The 18053-nt window shown below is 68.6% G+C and carries 17 protein-coding genes; 13 read left to right on the top strand and 4 right to left on the bottom strand.

Going from position 1 to position 18053, the window contains the following annotated elements; genetic code table 11:
- Positions 1 to 441: 441 nt before the first annotated feature.
- The 7 genes from MIC448_RS14850 to ccsB are packed head-to-tail and all read left to right on the top strand — an operon-like array spanning position 442 to position 7021.
- A complete protein-coding gene (locus tag MIC448_RS14850) occupies positions 442 to 1182 on the top strand; it encodes a DedA family protein (protein WP_051514127.1) in 741 nt (246 codons plus the stop codon).
- A complete protein-coding gene (locus MIC448_RS14855; protein ID WP_081766459.1) occupies positions 1179 to 2210 on the top strand; it encodes a DUF368 domain-containing protein in 1032 nt (343 codons plus the stop codon). The genes MIC448_RS14850 and MIC448_RS14855 overlap by 4 nt, the downstream gene beginning before the upstream one ends.
- Before the next feature lie 9 nt (positions 2211 to 2219).
- Complete coding sequence (locus MIC448_RS14860) at positions 2220 to 2849, top strand: histidine phosphatase family protein (protein WP_036301531.1); 630 nt, start codon at positions 2220 to 2222, stop codon at positions 2847 to 2849.
- Complete coding sequence (locus MIC448_RS14865) at positions 2846 to 3448, top strand: TlpA disulfide reductase family protein (RefSeq protein WP_036301534.1); 603 nt, start codon at positions 2846 to 2848, stop codon at positions 3446 to 3448. Before MIC448_RS14860 ends, MIC448_RS14865 begins: the two co-directional genes overlap by 4 nt.
- A 13-nt stretch (positions 3449 to 3461) precedes the next feature.
- The gene (locus MIC448_RS14870; protein WP_036301537.1) at positions 3462 to 4217 is read left to right on the top strand and encodes a cytochrome c biogenesis CcdA family protein; all 756 of its coding nucleotides are present in this window, start codon (positions 3462 to 3464) and stop codon (positions 4215 to 4217) included.
- Complete coding sequence (locus MIC448_RS14875; RefSeq protein WP_051514131.1) at positions 4198 to 5973, top strand: cytochrome c biogenesis protein ResB; 1776 nt, start codon at positions 4198 to 4200, stop codon at positions 5971 to 5973. Before MIC448_RS14870 ends, MIC448_RS14875 begins: the two co-directional genes overlap by 20 nt.
- A gap of 4 nt (positions 5974 to 5977) precedes the next feature.
- Positions 5978 to 7021, top strand: a complete 1044-nt coding sequence (gene ccsB / locus MIC448_RS14880) for a c-type cytochrome biogenesis protein CcsB (RefSeq protein ID WP_036301540.1) — start codon at positions 5978 to 5980, stop codon at positions 7019 to 7021.
- 104 nt (positions 7022 to 7125) lie between these two features.
- Here ccsB and MIC448_RS14885 read toward each other — a convergent pair whose 3' ends face one another.
- Entirely contained in the window at positions 7126 to 9099 is a 1974-nt protein-coding gene (locus tag MIC448_RS14885) for a YhgE/Pip domain-containing protein (protein ID WP_036301543.1), read from the bottom strand.
- On the bottom strand, positions 9096 to 11882 hold the full coding sequence (locus MIC448_RS14890; RefSeq protein ID WP_036301545.1) for an efflux RND transporter permease subunit: 2787 nt from the start codon (positions 11880 to 11882) through the stop codon (positions 9096 to 9098). The genes MIC448_RS14885 and MIC448_RS14890 overlap by 4 nt, the downstream gene beginning before the upstream one ends.
- Positions 11883 to 12009: 127 nt before the next feature.
- Between MIC448_RS14890 and MIC448_RS14895 the strand changes: the two genes are divergently transcribed.
- A complete protein-coding gene (locus tag MIC448_RS14895; RefSeq protein WP_036301548.1) occupies positions 12010 to 12660 on the top strand; it encodes a TetR/AcrR family transcriptional regulator in 651 nt (216 codons plus the stop codon).
- On the opposite strand, the gene MIC448_RS14900 is transcribed toward MIC448_RS14895, so the two are convergent.
- Positions 12638 to 13639 (bottom strand): o-succinylbenzoate synthase, encoded by a 1002-nt coding sequence (locus MIC448_RS14900; protein ID WP_036301550.1) that lies wholly within the window; start codon positions 13637 to 13639, stop codon positions 12638 to 12640. The genes MIC448_RS14895 and MIC448_RS14900 overlap by 23 nt on opposite strands.
- 38 nt (positions 13640 to 13677) lie before the next feature.
- Here MIC448_RS14900 and MIC448_RS14905 point away from each other — a divergent pair, with 38 nt between their 5' ends.
- Genes MIC448_RS14905 through MIC448_RS14920 form a run of 4 tightly spaced genes read left to right on the top strand, consistent with a single transcriptional unit; the run spans position 13678 to position 17287 of the window.
- Positions 13678 to 14577, top strand: coding sequence for a 1,4-dihydroxy-2-naphthoyl-CoA synthase (locus tag MIC448_RS14905; protein ID WP_036301552.1), 900 nt, complete (start codon positions 13678 to 13680; stop codon positions 14575 to 14577).
- A 7-nt stretch (positions 14578 to 14584) separates the two neighbouring features.
- The gene (locus MIC448_RS14910) at positions 14585 to 15646 is read left to right on the top strand and encodes an AMP-binding protein (protein ID WP_081766460.1); all 1062 of its coding nucleotides are present in this window, start codon (positions 14585 to 14587) and stop codon (positions 15644 to 15646) included.
- A 9-nt stretch (positions 15647 to 15655) separates the two neighbouring features.
- The gene (locus MIC448_RS14915) at positions 15656 to 16294 is read left to right on the top strand and encodes a LysE family translocator (protein ID WP_036301554.1); all 639 of its coding nucleotides are present in this window, start codon (positions 15656 to 15658) and stop codon (positions 16292 to 16294) included.
- Positions 16295 to 16321: 27 nt separating this feature from the next.
- Complete coding sequence (locus tag MIC448_RS14920; protein ID WP_036301556.1) at positions 16322 to 17287, top strand: 1,4-dihydroxy-2-naphthoate polyprenyltransferase; 966 nt, start codon at positions 16322 to 16324, stop codon at positions 17285 to 17287.
- Here the strand turns inward: MIC448_RS14920 and MIC448_RS14925 are convergent.
- Complete coding sequence (locus tag MIC448_RS14925) at positions 17261 to 17539, bottom strand: DUF4229 domain-containing protein (protein WP_036301557.1); 279 nt, start codon at positions 17537 to 17539, stop codon at positions 17261 to 17263. The genes MIC448_RS14920 and MIC448_RS14925 overlap by 27 nt on opposite strands.
- Positions 17540 to 17646: 107 nt before the next feature.
- Between MIC448_RS14925 and MIC448_RS14930 the strand changes: the two genes are divergently transcribed.
- Entirely contained in the window at positions 17647 to 18039 is a 393-nt protein-coding gene (locus tag MIC448_RS14930) for a PLD nuclease N-terminal domain-containing protein (protein WP_036301559.1), read from the top strand.
- The last annotated feature ends 14 nt before the right edge of the window (positions 18040 to 18053 follow it).

Here is an 18053-nt window from a genome sequence, read left to right on the forward strand (position 1 = left end):
CGAAACGGCCTCGATCGTCACGGCGTCGACACGGCGGCCGAGCCGACCCAACAACTCGAGTGCGACCGCCTGATCGGCATCGGATGCCGCCGCCACGAGCCCCTCGTCGTGCATTCGATCGACGACCTCGCCGACGTGCGCGACCAGTTCGCGCAGCGTGTCGACGAGGTTTTCCATACCTCAATTCTGCCGAGGGCCACCGACATTCAGAGGGGGTTTGGGCTGGTCAGATATGAAATAGTTCTCATGTTCGAGAACAGTTTTGGGTCGTCGTTTCGTCTCGCCTTCGGCTCGCTCAACGACCGGTGCGAGGAGCGTTGCGTCTCGTCTGCGGCGCGCTCAACGAACGGAGGTCTGGCTCACAGAATCCGGACACCCGCGGCTCATATTCTGAAAAACGATCCACCGACCGAGCACGATCACCGAGCGCGAAGGCACCCGATGACCGCAATCATCAGCGCCACGACCACAGCAGTCCACGTCTCCGACGGCTCGTGGCTTACGGCGATCGTCGACTGGTCGGTGTCGCTCATGGAGGTCATCGGGCCGGTCGGCGCCGGTATCGCCATCGCCCTCGAGAACATCTTCCCGCCGCTGCCGAGCGAGGTCATCCTGCCGATGGCGGGTCTGACCGCCAGCCGCGGCACGTTCACCCTCGCCGAGGCGCTGATCTGGACGACCCTCGGCTCGATCGTCGGGGCGTTTCTGCTCTACGGCATCGGAGCGGTGCTCGGACTCCCGCGACTGCGGAGGATCGCCGCGAAGGTGCCGTTGTTGCATCCCGAAGACATCGACCGCACCGTGGAGTGGTTCCGCCGTCACGGCGGCAAGGCCGTCTTCTTCGGACGGATGATTCCCATCTTCCGGAGCCTGATCTCGATTCCCGCGGGAATAACGCGGATGCCGCTGTGGAAGTTCGGCCTGCTCACCGCCGCGGGCAGTGCGGTCTGGAACACGATCTTCGTCCTCGCGGGCTTCTATCTCGGTGAGTCCTGGCCGATCGTCGAGGAATACACGGGGATCCTGCAGTACGTCGTCATCGCCGCGGTCGCCATCGGCGTCGCATGGTTCCTCTATGCCCGCACACGCGCCCTGTTGCGCGCGCGCCGCGATCGTTCGCGGACTCCCGACGCGGCCCTCTCAGCATCCGGAAGGCGCCCCACCCGTACCCTTGATGCATGACGCTGACCTCGACGATCTCGCGCCGCCGGGCCACCCTCCGTTCGCTCATCAACGCGGTTCGTGGTGGCCTGATCGGGATCGCCGAGCTGTTGCCGGGTATTTCGGGTGGAACCGTGGCCCTGATCACGGGCGTCTATGAGCGCCTGATTGATTCCGCGGCCCACCTGACCTCCGCGGTCAAGGTCTGGGTGACGGGCCCCAACCGCAAACAGCGTTTCGCGGCCGAGATGCGCCACGTCGAGTGGTCGTTGATCCTTCCCCTGATGGTCGGGATGATCGCCATGGTCGTGCTCTTGGCGGGCACGATCGAATCCCTCGTCTCGACCCACGCCGAGGCGTCTCGTGGACTCTTCTTCGGTCTCGTCGCTGCGAGCATCGTCGTGCCCCTCGCGCTGATCCCGAAGCGCAGCCGCTCGATCGTGTCTCGTCTGCTCGGGTTCCTCGCCTTCGCCGCGGCCGCCGTGACCGCCTACCTGCTCGTGGATCTGGCCAGCGGCACGATCACCGTAGACCCGCCCCTCTGGGTCGTGTTCATCGCCGCGGCGATCGCGGTGTGCGCGCTTGTCGTGCCGGGTATCTCGGGCTCCTTCTTCCTCCTGGCCATCGGGCTGTACTCGCCGACGCTCATCGCGGTCGATCAATTCGACCTCGCCTACCTCGGCGTCTTCGCCGCGGGCGCCCTGCTCGGGTTGGTGACGATCGTCCGCGTCATGAAGTGGCTGCTCGACCACGTTCGCCGCTTCACGTTGCTGGCAATGGCGGGACTCATGCTCGGGTCGCTCCGAGCGCTCTGGCCGTGGCAGGAATTGGGCCCCGGCCAGACCAGCGGCGTCGGGGTACCGATCGCACCGACCGACCCCGTGTTCGCGCCCATCGCACTCGCGGTGCTGGGCGCGGCGCTCGTGATCGGTCTGGTCGTCGCAGAACGTCGGCTGGGCGGTCTCGCACACCCGAAAACCAGCGACACTGCCGCGGAGGGGCCCTCTCATAAGGTCCGCACAGAGACCGTACAGAAGCGCCCCACGTAGACTGAAGAGGTGCCCGCCGACCGCCTCCACCTCGTGCGGCATGGCGAGGTGCACAACCCGATGCGCGTGCTCTATGGCCGCCTTCCCGGGTTCGGGCTGAGCGCCGACGGGCGCCGGATGGCCGCCGACGCGGCGCGGTACGTCAATGATCTCGACCGGCCCCTGGCATCCCTCGTCTGCTCTCCGCTGCAGCGCGCTCGCGAATCGTCGATTCCGTTCTCCGAACTCTTCGGCTTCGAACCGCGCGTCGATGAGCGCGTGATCGAGCCCACCAACGTCTTCGAGGGGCGCCGCATGAAGCAGGCGCTCGCGAATCCCGCCAACTGGCGGTATCTGCGTCGGCCCGAGATCCCGAGTTGGGGCGAGCCCTACGTGAGCGTCGTCGAGCGGATGCACGCGGCGATGAACGAGGCGTGGGACGCCACCGACGGCGGCGACGTCGCGATCGTGTCGCACCAACTGCCGATCTGGGTCACACACCTGTCGGTCGCGGGGCTGCCGTTGCGCCACGATCCCCGCCGTCGGCGCTGCGCGCTCTCGAGCGTGACGAGCTTCGAGCGCCACGGCGATGTGTGGCGCGAGGTGGACTATGCGGAGCCCGCGAACACCGCCGGCGCCGTGGATGTGGGGGCGGTATGAACGTGCGACGGATGCTGGGCGGCGTTGCCGCTCTCGCGCTCGCGGTGACGCTGGCGGCCTGCACGGGTGGCGGTGACCCCCTCGCCGACGAGTACCGCGAGGGCAGTGACAAGGGTTACATCGCCGGAAGCTACGACGTCGTCGAGATCCCCGCCGCCGAGCGCGGCGAACCGGTCGAGTTCGCGGGCGTGACCGAGCTCGGCGATCCGGTCTCGAACGAGGACTCCGCGGGCGAGGTGCTGGTCGTCAACTTCTGGTACGCCGCGTGCGGCCCGTGCCGCGTCGAGGCGCCCCTGCTCGAGCAGGTCTGGCAGGAATACGAGGGACAGGATGTCTCGTTCCTCGGCGTTAACACCTATGACCAGCCCGATACGGCCCTGGCCTTCGCTGAAACCTACGGCGTCACGTACCCGAGCGTGATCGACATCAACGACAAGAATGTCGGGCTTGCGTTCGCCGACGCGACCCCGATCCAGGCGACGCCGACGACGCTCGTGCTCGACCGCGAGGGTCGGGTCGCTGCGCGGATCATCGGTCAGCTGCAGAGCGCGTCGATCCTGTCGACCCTCGTGGGCGACCTGCTGGCGGAGTCGTCATGAATGCGGAGCACCCGTGAATCCGGGGGCCACGATCGTCGATGGCGCTCTGTGGCTCGCGATCCCCGTCGCCCTGCTCGCCGGGCTGATCTCGTTCCTTTCGCCGTGCGTGCTCCCGCTCGTGCCGGGGTACCTCGGCTTCATCGGCGGCTCCGTCGCGCCGCGCGGCGCGGGTTCGAGCGCCGCAAAAGCGGGTCGTGGACGTCTGCTGGGCGGGGTCCTGCTCTTCATCGCCGGATTCACGGTCGTCTTCATGACCGTCACGATCCTCGGCGGTGCGGCCGGCCGCTTCTTCATCCAGTACGGCGACCTCATCACCCGCATCATGGGCGTCGTCATCATCCTGCTGGGGCTGGTCTTCATCGGCATGTTCGGCGTCGCTCAGCGCACGCTCCGCCCGCAACTGCGAGGCAACGCCGGGCTGATCGGTGCCCCGTTGCTCGGGCTCGCGATGGGCATCGGCTGGACCCCGTGCATCGGCCCGACCCTCACCGCGATCGTCTCGGTCTCCTGGAACCTCGGCGACCCCTGGCGCGCGGCCTGGTTGGGTCTGGCGTATTCGCTCGGGCTCGGCATCCCGTTCATCCTGATCGCCCTTGGCCTCGGCTGGGCGACGCGGTCGGTCGACTTCCTGCGCCGCCACATCCGTGTCGTCAACATCATCGGGGGCCTCATGCTCGTCGCCCTCGGTCTGCTCATGGTCACCGGATTCTGGGGTCAGATCATGTCGCGTCTCGGGGCGGTGATCGGCAATGTCCAGCTCCCCCTCTGACAGCGGCGGGTCCCTGAACGACGGATCGGCATCCGATCCGCTTCGCCCGAGCGACCACGCGGACGGCGCGGCGGATGTCTCGGCCCCGCGCCTCGGACCGATCGAGTGGCTGCGATGGGCGTGGCGTCAGGTCACGAGCATGCGCACAGCCCTCGTGCTGCTGCTTCTGCTCGCGATCGCGGCCATTCCCGGATCCCTCGTTCCCCAGCGCAGCGCCGACCCGAACGGCGTCACGCAGTACTACACCGATCAGCCCGATCTCGCGCCGATCCTCGATGGGCTGAGCCTCTTCGACGTCTACACGTCGCCCTGGTTCTCCGCGATCTACCTCCTGCTCTTCCTGTCGCTGATCGGCTGCGTCATCCCGCGTGCGAAGCACCACGCGAAGGCGCTCATGTCGCGCCCGCCGCGGACGCCCGTGCGCCTGTCGCGTCTCGCGGACTACGAGAAGCACAGCGTCGAGGCTTCGGAGAGGACGGATGCCGCGGCCCAGGCATCCGACGCCATCGACCTCGCCGCCAAGCAGCTGCGCCGCGGCGGGTACCGCGTCGAGCGGGATGATTCCCGCGGCACCTGGTCGGTCTCGGCGGAGCGTGGGTACCTGCGCGAGACCGGAAACCTCGTCTTCCACATCGCCCTCGTCGGCGTGCTGATCGCGGTCGGTTTCGGTGGCGGCTTCGCATACACCGCTCAGCGCGTGGTGGTCGAGGGCACGACCTTTGTGAACACGCTCACCGACTACTCATCCTTCAACCCGGGTCGGTTCGTCGACGGCACGAGCCTCGCGCCCTACGCCGTCACCCTCGACGAATTCCAGGTCTCGTACCAGGGCTTCGGCACGAACGCCGTCGGCCAGGCCGGAGACTTCGCCGCCGTCATCACGACGCGCGAGCCCGATGGTCAGTCCGCCGAGGACGCGATCCGCGTCAACCACCCGGTCGACCTCGCGGGCGACAAGCTCTATCTGCTGGGCAACGGCTACGCGCCGACGATCGTCGTGCGCGATGCCGAGGGCGTCGTGCAGTATCGCGAATCGCAGCCCTTCCTGCCTCAAGACACCAACATGACCTCGCTCGGCGTGGTGAAGGTCGCGGACGGCTTCCCCGAGCAGCTCGGCATGATCGGATTCTTCTATCCGACGCAGGACGTACTCACGTCGGGGGCCTACACGTCGACCTTCCCCGACCTGATCAACCCGGTCCTCACGTTGAATGTCTTCCAGGGCGACCTCGGCATCAACGACGGCACACCCCGCTCGGTCTACACGCTCGATGTCGGCGAGATGACCCAGCTCACCGGTGGGTCGACCGGCACCGACTCGATCGAGCTGCGCCCCGGCGAGACGGCAGATCTGCCGAACGGCCTCGGCACGGTCACGTTCGAGGACGAGTCCGCGACGATCGCCTCGGAGGCTCCGGTCAAGCGCTTCGCATCGCTGCAGGTTCACCGCGATCCGTCCGCCGTGTGGGTTCTGGTCTTCGCCGTGCTGGCGCTGCTCGGGCTGCTCACGGCCCTGTTCGTGCCGCGTCGCCGCGTGTGGGTCAAGGCAGCCGTGCGCGAGAGTGCCGACGGCCCGCTCATCGATCTGGAATACGCGGGACTCGCCCGTGGTGAAGATCCCGCGCTGCGGGCGGCCGTCACGCAGGTTGCGGATCGGCACATCGCCGCATTCGATCACCCGGTCGTCGATCCCGCCGAGCCGGTCGATAACGGCAGCGGCAACCGCCGCTCGGCCCCCACCCCCGACGTAAACTGAGGCCATGCCCGCCGACGAAACGCTCTCGCTGGACGCCGTATCGGTGCTCCTGATCTGGACGGCCATCGCGATCTACGCCCTCGCGTTCATCGCCTACGCCCTTGACCTCGCACGCCGCTCGGCGATGGCGGTCGACGCCAAGGGGGTTCCCGAGTACGCGACGCAGCGCGAGCTGGTCGGGGTGGGCACGCGTCTCGGATCGGGCGCGCCGGCCCGCGGAACCGGCTCGGTCGACACCGCTCAGCCGGCCGCGACTCCCCGTCGCCCGCGGCAGATGTGGGCCCGCGTCGGCACGGCGTTGACCGTTCTGGCGTTCCTGTTCCACCTCGGTGCCACGATCACGCGCGGAATCGCGGCGGAACGCGTCCCCTGGTCGAACATGTACGAGTTCTCGATGACCGGCACCCTGCTGATCGTCGCCGTGTACCTCGTCGTCCTGTTCCGCTACGACCTCCGCTTCCTCGGCACGTTCATCACCGGCCTCATCGTGATCCTTCTCGCCGGAGTGCTCCTCGGTGGGCTCTACACCGAGGTCGTTCCGCTGATGGACCCGCTGAAGAGCGTGTGGCTCGTCATCCACGTCTTCGTCGCCTCGCTCGGCACGGCATTCTTCGCGCTCGCCTTCGCCCTGTCGGTCGTGCAGCTCATGCAGGCACGTCGCGAGCGGCGTGCGGTCGAGGCATCCGAGTCATCCGAAGCGAAGCCCTCACCACGTTTCCTGCGGACGCTTCCGACCGCCGACACGCTCGAGAGCCTGGCCTACCGCTTCGCGATCGTCGGCTTCATCTTCTGGACGTTCACCCTGATCGCCGGCTCGATCTGGGCGCAGGATGCCTGGGGTCGCTACTGGGGCTTCGACACGAAGGAAGTCTGGACCTTCGTGATCTGGGTGCTGTACGCCGGATACATCCACGCCCGCGCGACCCGCGGTTGGCGCGGCACGCGTTCGGCGTGGCTCGCGATCATCGGCTTCGCGGCGGTCATGTTCAACTTCACGATCGTGAACATGTTCTTCAAGGGTCTGCACGCGTACAGCGGCCTGTCGTAAGTCTCTTCTCCGCGCCGGATGTCCCACCTTTTCACCTGACGCTCAGTCTTGGGGTGAAAAGGTGGGACATCCGCGTGCCGGCGATGCCGGGGCGGGCCTGGAGCTCAGGCGGGCTGCGCCGCGAGCAGAGCCCGCGCCGAGGTCGAGCGGCGCTGCGCGACAACGACCATGCTCGCGATCAGCGACAGTGCGCCCCACGCGATCAGGCCGACGCCACCGGCGGTGACCCCGCCGGCGCCCGTGAGGGCACCGACCATCGCGTGATACGCCGGAGCTGTGGGCAAGAGGCCGGCGATCGAGGCGAGGGGCCCCGGTACGGTCGACACGATTCCGGTCGCGAGCGCCAGCACCCCGACGAGCGCCGCGACCCAGCGGCCAGCACCCCCGAGTACCGCGACGAGCGCCTGGTTGACGGCCGCGAAGGCGACCCCGGCGATCATGCACACGGCGGCGAACGTCCACCACTGGCCCCAGTCGTACGAGGCCGCGAACTGCGCGACGATCGCGACCAGTAGGCCCTGGGCCGCCCCGAGAAGAGCGGCGGGCAGGAAGGCCCGCAGCGTCAGGCGCACCGTGGATTCGCGTGCGGCGAGGGCACGGCCGGTCGCGGCGCGCAGTGCGACGAATGTCGCCAGGCCCCCGAACCAGAGCACGGCCATCGAGAGCAACGGGATGGCGGATGCGCCGAAGAGGGATGTGCCGATGCCTTCGGTGCCGACGGGGTTGCTCAGCACGGTTGCGAGGCTCGTCGCTTCGTCGTCGGTGTAGGTCGGCAGGGCCGCGGTGGCCTCGTCGAGGCCGTCGGCGAGCGAGGTCGCGCCGTCTGCGAGAGACCCGACGCCGTCGACGAGCGTCTGCGCGCCGGCGCCGAGCTGTTCGGCCCCCGTCGCGAGCTGCGCGGTGCCGTTCTGCAGTCCGCGGGCGCCGTTCGCGCTCGCGGTCGTGCCGTCGGCGAGCTGCGTGAGCCCGGACGAGAGCGAGGTCGCCCCGGAGGCGGACTGGCGCAGACCGTCGACAACGGGAGAGGTCGGGCCGGTGATCTGACCGACCCCGGCTGCGGTGCCGGCGGCTGCGGGTACGAGCTGATCGGCGTACGCATCGGTCGTGCTCGAACTCACGAGCGCTGACTGCAACGAGGTGCAGAACGCGCCCGAGGCGCCGGATGCGTCGCAGTCCGCGACGAGCTGCGTCAGGGCAGCCGTCGTGCCGCCGCTCTGCGCGTCGACAGCGGCGGCGAGCTGGGACGCCCCGTTCGCGGCCTGGGAGAGCTGCGTGCCCGAGAGCTGGTCCGCGATCTGCGTGATACCCGAGCCGAGGCTCGCTGCCCCGCCCGCCGAGCTGCGCATGCCGCCGGCGATCGTGTCGAGACCACCGGCAAGCTCTCCTGCCCCGGAGGCGGCCGAGCTCGCGCCCGTGGCGAGTTGTGTCGCGCCGCTGGGGAGCACCGCACCGCCCTCGGCCGCCTGCGCGGCGCCGTCGGCGAGTTGCCCTGCCCCGTCTGCCGCCTGACCGATCTGGTCAGACAGCGTTGTGAAGCTCAGGAAGACGTTCTCGAGGGTGAGGGTCGAGATCTGCTCGCCCATGACGGTCGCGGCCGTCTGTGTGACCTGCGAGGTGATCGCGTCGTCGACGAGCAGGGATTCGGATGACGTCGCCACCTCGATGACGGCCTTCTCGGGCGTCGTCGCGGCAGAGTCGGCCAGAGCCTGACCCGATGAGGTCGCGGCGGCCGAGAAGCCCGACGGGATCGTCACGATGGCGTCGTACGTGCCGTCGGCGAGACCTTCGGCCGCGTCCTCATCGTTCGAGAGCACCCAGGTCAGGTTCGAGTCGAGGTCGTCCGATCCCTCGACGAGTCCGGCCGAGAGCTGACGACCCAGCGGCGTGTACTGGTCATTGACCGTGACGGGCTCGTCGTCGTTCACGATTGCCGCGGTGATCTCGTCAAGGCGTTCGGTCGGGTTGTAGAGGGCGGTCACGAGGATTCCGCCGAGCACGGCGGGCAGCAGGAGCACCCCCAGCACGGTCAGCCAGGTCACGGGGCGGCGCGAGCGCGCGCGCTCGATCGGAAGAGTCATACGTTCACCTCATTCGAGCTCGTGCGAGCTACGTTCTTCGTCAAAGTCAATCCCGTCACGTCCGGCCGTCGTGCCTCCGCGAGCAGGGCGAGGGCCGCGGGCTCACGCCGGGCCGAGGCGATCACGGTGAGCCTTCCGTCGGGCGACCGGTCGGCAGCGTCGCGCAGCAGCGCGGATGCCTGGTCTCGTTCGGCGTCGCCGATGACGGCGTCGAGTCCGTCGATCACGACGAGGCGCGGCGAACCGGCCAGCGCGCTTCGCAGCTCGCCCATCGGGTCATCCGTGTCCGTGAGCAACGCGACGCCGACGTGCGAGCGCACCCAGGCGCTCCGGCCGGGCAGCAGGTGCCCGCAGACCTTCAGCACGCCGTCGCTGGGTGCGATGCGGCCGGCGAGTGTCAGGAGCAGGCTCCGTGCGGCGATCGGTTCGGACGACGTCACCACGAGGGTCTGCCCCGACTCGAGGCGAAGGTCGACACCGGCGAACAGAACGCGATCATCCTCGACCAGTGAGAGGTCCTCGGCCACGGCCACGGCCGTGGTATCCGGCTCGGGCCAGTCCGCGTACTCGATCTCGCGGCGGACGGCGTCGCCCTCGATATCGATGTGCGGCAGGATCCGGTCGAGCCAGCGGGGAATCCACCAGGCTTTGTCGGCGAGGAGCGCCATGACCGCGGGGATCAGCGTCATGCGAACGAGGAAGGCGTCGATCGCGATTCCCGCGGCTAGACCCAACGCGATCGGTTTGATCGAGGTATCGCCCTCGGGCACGAAGGCCGCGAAGACCGCGAACATGATCAAACCGGCCGCTGTGACGACGCGCGCCGACGCGGTGAATCCCGAGCGCACGGCGCCGATTGCGGTAAGCCGGTCTGCGCGGCCACGCCGCTCGCGGGACGCATGCACGAAGTCCTCGCGCATGCGGGTCACGAGGAACACCTGGTAATCCATGGCGAGCCCGAACAGCACACCCATCAACACGATCGGCATGAAGCTGATCACGGGGCCCGTGCGGGTGACGTGCAGCAGATCGGCGAACCACCCCCACTCGAAGACAGCCGCGACGATGCCGAAGGCGGCGGCCACCGAGAGCAGGTAGCCGAGTGCTGCGGTGAGCGGCACGGCGATCGAGCGGAACACGATCATCAGCAGGATGAACGAGAGCCCGACGACGAAAATGGCGAAGGGGAGCAGCGCGGCGCCCAGGCGATCGGAGATGTCGATCGCGATGGCGGTGAACCCGGTGACCTTCAGGTCGACACCGTACTCGTCGAGCAACTGATCGTGCAGCGCGCGCAGATCGCGGACGAGTTGCGCGGTGGCCGGGTCATCCGGCGCGGTCGTCGGGATGATCTGGATGATGCCCGTATCGGCGGTTTCGTTGGGTGTCGCGAGAGCGATCGTGTCGACCCCCGGGGTTTTCTCGATCTCGGCGGCGAGGTCGTCCATCAGGGCGACGGGGTCGGTCGAGGTGACGATCGTGCCCGTCATGATGAGCGGTCCGTTGAACCCGGGACCGAACTCCTCGGCGATGAGGTCGTAGCTCTTGCGCGCCTCGGACGACTCGGGCAGCATCCCCGCGTTCGGCAGGGCCAGGGCGAGCTGTGTCGCCGGGATCGCGGTGATGCCGAGGCCGACGATCAGCGCCACGGTCGTGATGACCGGGTGCTTCGTCACGCCGCCGACCCACCGCTGCGCGAAGCCGAGGCGAGGGCGCGTCGGACCCGACCGGCGGGCGCGCGGCGTCCTCGGCCGCGGCATCCGTCCACGTACGCGCCCCTTGACGAATCCCAAGAGGGCGGGGGTCAGGGTGAGCGCGACCAGCACGGCGATGGCCACGGCGACGGCGGCAGCGATACCCATCGTCGTGAGGAAGGGGATGTTCGCGCACGAGAGTCCGATCAAGGCGATGAGCACGGTGATTCCGGCGAAGACGACCGCCGAACCCGCGGTTCCCGTCGCGCGCGCGACCGACTCCTCCGGATCGATGCCCGACCGCACCTGGTCTTGATGTCGAGCGACGATGAAGAGCGCGTAATCGATGCCCACCGCGAGCCCGAGCATCAGTGCGAGCAGAGGCGTCGTCGACGAAATGGTCGTGAACACCGTGGCGAAAAGGATGAGCGCCATCGACAGACCGACGCCGATGAGTGCGGTGACGAGGGGGAGCCCCGCGACCAGGAACGATCGGAAGGTCACGATGAGCACGAGCAGGGCGATCAGGATGCCGACGGCCTCCGTGATCGTCACCCCCGGCACCGATGTCGAGAACAGGTCGCCGCCGAGCTCGGCTTCGGACCCCGCGGGTAGTTCGTCGCGCAGCTCAGTGACGACGTCGGTGAGTGCGGCGCGGGTCTCGGCCGAGACATCCGTCGCCTGCCCGTCGAACTGCAGCCGGACGATCGCGGCGGACGCATCCTCGGTGACGAGACCGGAAACCGTCTCATCGAACGGATCCGTGACCGCCAACACGCCGTCGATGTCTTCGAGTTCGGCGATGGATGCCTGGATGTCATCGAGATAGGGGGCCTCATCGACGCGATCGCCCTCCGCCGCGACGACGATGAATTGGGCGCTGGTGCCGCTCGCCGGGGGGAATGTGCGGCTCAGCTGCTCGAGGCCCTCTTGTGCCTCGGTGCCGGGAATCGAGAACGAGTTATCGGTTCCCTGGCCGAGCAGCACGGCGCCGGCGCCGCCGAGGCCGAGGAGTAACAGCCACGCGATCAGCACCCGCCAGCCGTGACGGTACGCCCAACGTCCCAGTGAGTAGAGGAGAGTGGACACACGGCCTCCAGGGCGTTCGAGTGGTCATATCGATACGCCGGTGTATCCGATACATAGGTGTATCGTAAAACGTCCGCGCAGGGCAAGGCTGTGTAGTCGATGTGAGGATTGCTCGGAGGGAGCGCGCATGGGTGACACCACGGTTGACAGAACCGTCGCGACGACCCGTCGCCGTGAGGCGACCCGTCAGCGACTCCTGGACGCAGCGGCTCAAGTGTTCGCGGAAGTCGGGCTGGATGCGGCCACCGTCGAGGCCGTGTGCGAGCGCGCGGGCTACACGCGAGGCGCCTTCTACTCCAACTTCGACAGCAAAGAAGAACTCTTCCTCGAGCTCGCCGGTCGCGTTGCGCGAGAGAGGGTCGCCGCTGTGCGGGCGCGGGTCGGGGAGCTCGAGCACGCTGACACCACTCCGAGCGCCGACGCGTTCTCGATCGTTCAGGAGGTGCTCGACGTCTCGAACGACGATCGGCTGGGCGTGCTGCTGATGAGCGAGATACGCATCCACGCGCTCCGCAATCACTCGCTCGCCGATGCCTACCTCGCGCAAGAGGCCGAGATGGTGACGAGCGTCGCTCAGATCATCGCCGACATCGTCCGTACGCGCCGCCTTGCGCTACGCGTACCCGCCGACGAGGCGGCCCGGCTGATGCTGATGGCGTGGGAAGGCGCGTCGGTACGTGCCGTGATGGCCGGTCTCGACTACGAGCAGCTCTGCCGGCGCACGAGCGTCGAGATCGGCCGGCTCGCGCAGCTGATCATCGACCCTCCCGCTCCCTGAGCACAGCGAGACAGCGCTCGAGGCGGGCGAGCCACCAGTCGCGGCGCTCGGGTGCAGCGGCCAACCGCTCGATGGCATCGGCATCGGGGCGAATGCGCCCAACAGCGATTGAGCCCGCGTTCTGCTCCAGCACAGCGACATCCGTCTCGAAAAGTGCGGACGTGCCCAGCCCGCAGTCGTAGTCGAGGTCGGGGAGCGCGGCCGCGAGCGCGACGCCCATCGAGAGGCCGATCGCCGTGTCGAGGGCGCTGGAGACGACGACGGGAAGACCCGCCCGTTCGACGATGTCGATGGCCCGGCGAATCCCGCCAAGGGGTTGGGCCTTGATCACGAGAAGATCGGCGGCCCCGGCTCGCGCGACCGCGATCGGGTCCTCGGCCTTCCGCACACTCTCGTCGGCCGCGATCGGGATGTCGAGGTAGCGGATGCGTTCGCGCAGCTGCACGAGCTCGTCGATGGTCGTGCACGGCTGCTCGATGTACTCGAGGTCGAACTCGGCGAGGGCGTGCACCGCATGCTCGGCCTCGTCGACGTTCCACCCGCCGTTCGCATCGACGCGGATGCGCCCCTCGGCACCGAGCTCGTGTCGAACGGCACGCACGCGTTCGACATCGTCGGCGAGGCGTTGACCGGGTTCGGCGACCTTGATCTTGGCGGTCCGGCACCCGGGGAAGCGCGCGAGGACCTCGGGGACGGATGCTGCGGGCACGGCCGGGATCGTCGCGTTGACCATGATGTCGGTCCGCCGCGGCTCGGGCAGCTCGTGCCAGCCGTAGTCGAGCGCTGCCTCGAGCCAGGTCGAGGCCTCGTCGTCGCCATATTCGATGAAGGGTGAGAACTCCGTCCACCCCGCGGGCCCTTCGATCAGCAGCGCCTCGCGCGCGTCCAGGCCGCGGAAGCGGACGCGCAGGGGGAGGGTCACGACGACCGCGCGTTCGCGGAGGTCGGCGAACGAGGGAAGGGGTGATGCATCCGTCATGTCCCCATCTTGCTCCTGCCGGTGCCTAGGCTGGGGCCATGGTCTCGGAGATCTTCGATCCCGCGGAGTGGCGCCTCGCGCCCCGCGCGGACGCCTACACGGACATCACGGCGCACGTGTCGATCGACGGACGCATCGCGCGCGTCGCTTTCAACCGTCCCGAGGTGAGGAACGCTTTCCGTCCGCGCACGGTGGATGAGCTCTACCGAGCTCTCGACGTCGCGCGCCAGGACCCGAAGATCGGCGTCGTGCTGCTCACGGGCAATGGGCCGAGCCCGAAGGATGGCGGATGGGCGTTCTGCTCCGGAGGAGACCAGCGCATCCGTGGCCGGGACGGCTACAAGTACTCCGAGGACGAGACATCCGTCACGGACCCTGCCCGTTCGGGGCGCCTGCACATCCTCGAGGTACAGAGACTCATTCGGTTCATGCCGAAGGTCGTGATCGCGGTGGTGCCCGGCTGGGCGGCCGGGGGCGGGCACAGCCTGCACGTGATCTGCGACCTGACGATCGCGAGCGCCGAGCACGGAAAGTTCAAGCAGACGGATGCGGATGTCGGATCGTTCGACGCGGGCTACGGCAGCGCCTACTTCGCCAAGCAGGTCGGCCAGAAGGTCGCGCGCGAGGTCTTCTTCCTCGCCGAGGAGTACTCGGCCGAGCGCGGTCGCGAGATGGGCACGGTCAACAGGGTCGTGCCGCACGCGGAGCTGGAGCGCGAGGCTCTCGCGATGGCGCGGACGATCTTGGGTAAGTCGCCGACCTCGATCCGCATGCTGAAGTTCGCGATGAACGCGGTCGACGACGGACTCGTCGGGCAACAGGTCTTCGCCGGCGAGGCGACGCGGCTCGCCTACGGAACGGATGAGGCCGTCGAAGGCCGCGACGCGTTCCTCGAGCGCCGCGAGCCCGACTGGGCGCCCTACCCCTGGCAGTTCTAGCGCCCGCATGAGCGACACGTCGAGCGATCCGCGCGCCCTCGCCGCGACGCTGCCGACCCTGCTGAGCGGCGTCGAACCGATCCTGATCACAACGTCCGGCTCGACCGGCGTGCCGAAGACCGTCGTCGTGAGCACCGCGGCGCTGCGGGCCTCGGCAACCGCCACGGCCGCGCGTATCGGCGAGGGTGCGTGGCTGCTCGCGCTGCCGGTGGCCTATGTCGCGGGGCTGCAGGTTCTGGTGCGCGCGCACCTCGCGGGGACGCGGCCCGTGTACCTCGACGGACGATTCACCCCGGATGCGTTCGTCGCGGCCGCGCACGAGATGCCCGTGTCGGCGTCGCGCTACACCTCGCTCGTGCCGGCCCAGCTCGCAACGCTCGTGTCCGCCGCCGAGACGGAGCCGGGCGTGCAGGACGCCCTGCGGTCTTTTGAAACGATCCTGATCGGCGGGCAGGCGCTTCCCCTGCCACTGCGCGAGCGCGCCGACGCCCTCGGAATTCGCGTCGTCCGCACGTATGGCTCGACCGAGACGAGCGGCGGGTGCGTCTACGACGGTGTGCCGCTCGACGGTGTCGATGTGCGCGTGATAGGCGGCGAGCTGGTGATCGCGGGGCCGACGTTGGCCGACGGATACCTGGGCGACGACGCACTGACGACCGCGACCTTCCCGGTCGACCCCGACGGCACCCGCCGCTACCGCACGGGCGACACCGGTTCGGTCGAGGACGGCGTCGTGCGTGTCACCGGGCGCCGCGACAACGTGATCGTCTCCGGAGGAGTGAACGTCTCGCTCGATCGCGTCGAGGCGGTCGTGCGGGGGGTGCCCGGGCTCGAGCATGCCGTGGTGATCGGCGTGCCGGACGAGCGGTGGGGCGAGGCATCCGTCATCGTCCTCGAGTCGATCGAGGGTGCAGACGACGCCGCGCTGCTCGAAGCCGCCCGCGCGGCCGTCGCCGAGGCGATCGGACCCGCCGCTCGCCCCGCGCGGATCGCGCGACGAGCGATCCCGCAGCTGCCTTCGGGTAAACCTGATCGGACCGGCATGAGGCAGGATCTCGCGCGGGAATAGGATCGCGGCATGGTTCCCTGGCCCCAGCTCGTCGCGTTCTTCATCGCCTCGCTCGTGCTGATCGTCATGCCCGGGCCCTCGGTGCTGTTCATCATCGGCCGGTCTCTCGCGCTCGGCCGCCGAGGCGGCGTCCTGTCGGTCGTCGGCACCACGCTTGGCATGCTCGTGTTGGTGATGCTGGTCGCGCTCGGGCTGGGTGTGATCGTCGCGCAGTCGGTCGTGCTGTTCACGATCGTGAAGTTCGCCGGAGCCGCCTACCTGATCTGGCTGGGCATCCAGGCCATCCGGCACCGCAGAGAGGCAGCGGCTGCGGTCGCTGCCGGCGCTGCCGCCTCGTCGACGAGGCGCCTCGTCGGTGAGGGATTCGTGGTCGGCGTGACCAACCCCAAGACGATCGCCTTCTTCGTCGCGGTCCTGCCGCAGTTCGTCGACTACGGCGCGGGGACCATTCCCCTGCAGATGCTCGAGCTCGGTGTCATCTTCGCGTTCCTGGCGTGGGCGAGCGATTCGGTGTGGGCGCTCGCCGCAGGGTCTGCCCGGGATTGGTTCGCCCGCAGCCCGCGCCGCGTCGAGCGTCTCTCGGCGGCGGGCGGCGGCATGATGATCGGTCTGGGTGGCGTGCTCGCGCTGACCGGCTCGAAGCACTGAGAGGCGATCCGCCTAGGATGAACCCTCGTGGCAGGTACAACTCGCAAGCGGACCGGTAAGAAGCAGCGTGGCGGCGGCGACCCGCGTCGGAGCGGTCGCCCCGACGCCGTGACAGTCAAGCCCGCAACCGCGCGGGATTGGATCGGTGCCGCGCGTCCCCGAACCCTGCCCCTGGCGATCGCGCCCGTCGTCGTCGGCACGGGAGCCGCCGTTCTCGCGACCGGCATCTTCCACTGGGTCATCGCGCTCGCGTGCCTCGCCGTCTCGGTGTGCCTGCAGATCGGCGTCAACTACGCCAACGACTACAGCGACGGCATCCGCGGCACCGACAACCACCGGGTGGGTCCGGGACGCCTCACGGGTGCCCGTCGTGCGAAGCCCCGCACGGTCCTCACCGTCGCGCTGGTCTTCTTCGCCCTCGCCGCCGTCGCGGGCCTCGCCATCGTGATCCGCACCGAACAGTGGTGGCTGATCGCCGTCGGTGCGGCCTGCATCGTCGCGGCGTGGTTCTACACGGGCGGTCGTCGCCCCTACGGATACTTCGGGCTCGGCGAGATCTTCGTGTTCGTCTTCTTCGGGCTCGTCGCCACGATCGGTACGACCTGGGTGCAGGCGCTGTACGTTCCGCAGGAGGCGTGGTTCGGGGCGGTCGCGATCGGCCTGCTCGCCTGCGCCGTGCTGCTCGCCAACAACCTGCGCGACATCGACCAGGACCGGAGCGCGGGCAAACGGACGCTCACGGTTCTGATCGGCAAGCGGGCAACCCAGGTGCTCTTCACGGTCTTCGTGCTCGTGCCGTTCGGAATCGCGGCTTTCTTGGCGTTGGTCTATCCGATCGCGTGGCTCACGCTGCTCGCATTGCTCGCGGGACTCCCGGCCATCCTGATCGTCTGGACGTTCCGGGCGCCGCGCGAACTCGTGACGGCGCTGGCGCTGACGTCGGTGACGTCGCTCGGCTACGCCGCGCTACTCGCGTGGGCGTTCGTCGGCTGACAGATCGTCTTCCGCATCCTCGTCGGGCACCTGCGCCCGTGAGTCGGACCGGCGCTTCGCGAGGCCCTGGGCGACGGCGGCGCGCGGCTGACGGAGGAACAGCAGGGACAGGCTGAGCCCGATCAGGGCCGCGAAGACGACGGCGATGAGCCAGTTCTCCCGGAAGATCGGAAGCAGCAGCATGAGGCCGAGCGGAACCAGGAACGCGAGCAGACGCAGCACGCTGTAGACGAGAACCGGCGGAACCTTCACCCTCTCATCCTAAGTCGGCGCTTCCGGCCCGAAGGCTGGCCTGGGCAGACCCTCACAGTTGCGCAACGACGGGTCTCGACCCACCCCGCGCGCCTAGGATGGACCCTATGCCCCGCGTGCTCCTGATCGTGGCGGTGCTGGCATTGGCGTTCTACGTCGTGAGCATCGTTGACGTCGCCGTGCAGCCACCGACCCGTCACCGGGGAGTCTCCAAGACCACGTGGATTGCGATCGTCATTCTGCTCCCCGTTCTCGGCGGCGCCCTGTGGTTCGTGGTGGGCCGATCGCGCCCCTCACGGCTGAAGCTCGCGCTCGCACCCGACGACGATCCCGAGTTCCTCGGACGCGTCGGCGGCGGGACGTTCTCGGACCAGGATGAGCGCATCCGTCGTCTCGAAGAAGAGCTCGCGATGCTCGACGCGGAAGCGGACGACCCTCCGAAGGATCCTGGCCCCGCAGACCCGGACTCCGACGGCCCGCGTCGCGGCTCGATCGGCTGACAGTGTCCCTTGCC

The sequence above is a fragment of the Microbacterium sp. C448 genome (assembly GCF_000582705.2).
Lineage (GTDB): Bacteria > Actinomycetota > Actinomycetes > Actinomycetales > Microbacteriaceae > Microbacterium > Microbacterium lacus_A.

Coding starts and splice junctions, on each gene's coding strand:
- MIC448_RS14850 (WP_051514127.1), top strand. CDS start 442: ATGACCGCAATCATCAGCGCCACGACCACAGCAGTCCACGTCTCCGAC.
- MIC448_RS14855 (WP_081766459.1), top strand. CDS start 1,179: ATGACGCTGACCTCGACGATCTCGCGCCGCCGGGCCACCCTCCGTTCG.
- MIC448_RS14865 (WP_036301534.1), top strand. CDS start 2,846: ATGAACGTGCGACGGATGCTGGGCGGCGTTGCCGCTCTCGCGCTCGCG.
- MIC448_RS14875 (WP_051514131.1), top strand. CDS start 4,198: ATGTCCAGCTCCCCCTCTGACAGCGGCGGGTCCCTGAACGACGGATCG.
- ccsB (WP_036301540.1), top strand. CDS start 5,978: ATGCCCGCCGACGAAACGCTCTCGCTGGACGCCGTATCGGTGCTCCTG.
- MIC448_RS14885 (WP_036301543.1), bottom strand. CDS start 9,099: ATGACTCTTCCGATCGAGCGCGCGCGCTCGCGCCGCCCCGTGACCTGG.
- MIC448_RS14895 (WP_036301548.1), top strand. CDS start 12,010: ATGGGTGACACCACGGTTGACAGAACCGTCGCGACGACCCGTCGCCGT.
- MIC448_RS14900 (WP_036301550.1), bottom strand. CDS start 13,639: ATGACGGATGCATCACCCCTTCCCTCGTTCGCCGACCTCCGCGAACGC.
- MIC448_RS14905 (WP_036301552.1), top strand. CDS start 13,678: ATGGTCTCGGAGATCTTCGATCCCGCGGAGTGGCGCCTCGCGCCCCGC.
- MIC448_RS14910 (WP_081766460.1), top strand. CDS start 14,585: ATGAGCGACACGTCGAGCGATCCGCGCGCCCTCGCCGCGACGCTGCCG.
- MIC448_RS14915 (WP_036301554.1), top strand. CDS start 15,656: ATGGTTCCCTGGCCCCAGCTCGTCGCGTTCTTCATCGCCTCGCTCGTG.
- MIC448_RS14930 (WP_036301559.1), top strand. CDS start 17,647: ATGCCCCGCGTGCTCCTGATCGTGGCGGTGCTGGCATTGGCGTTCTAC.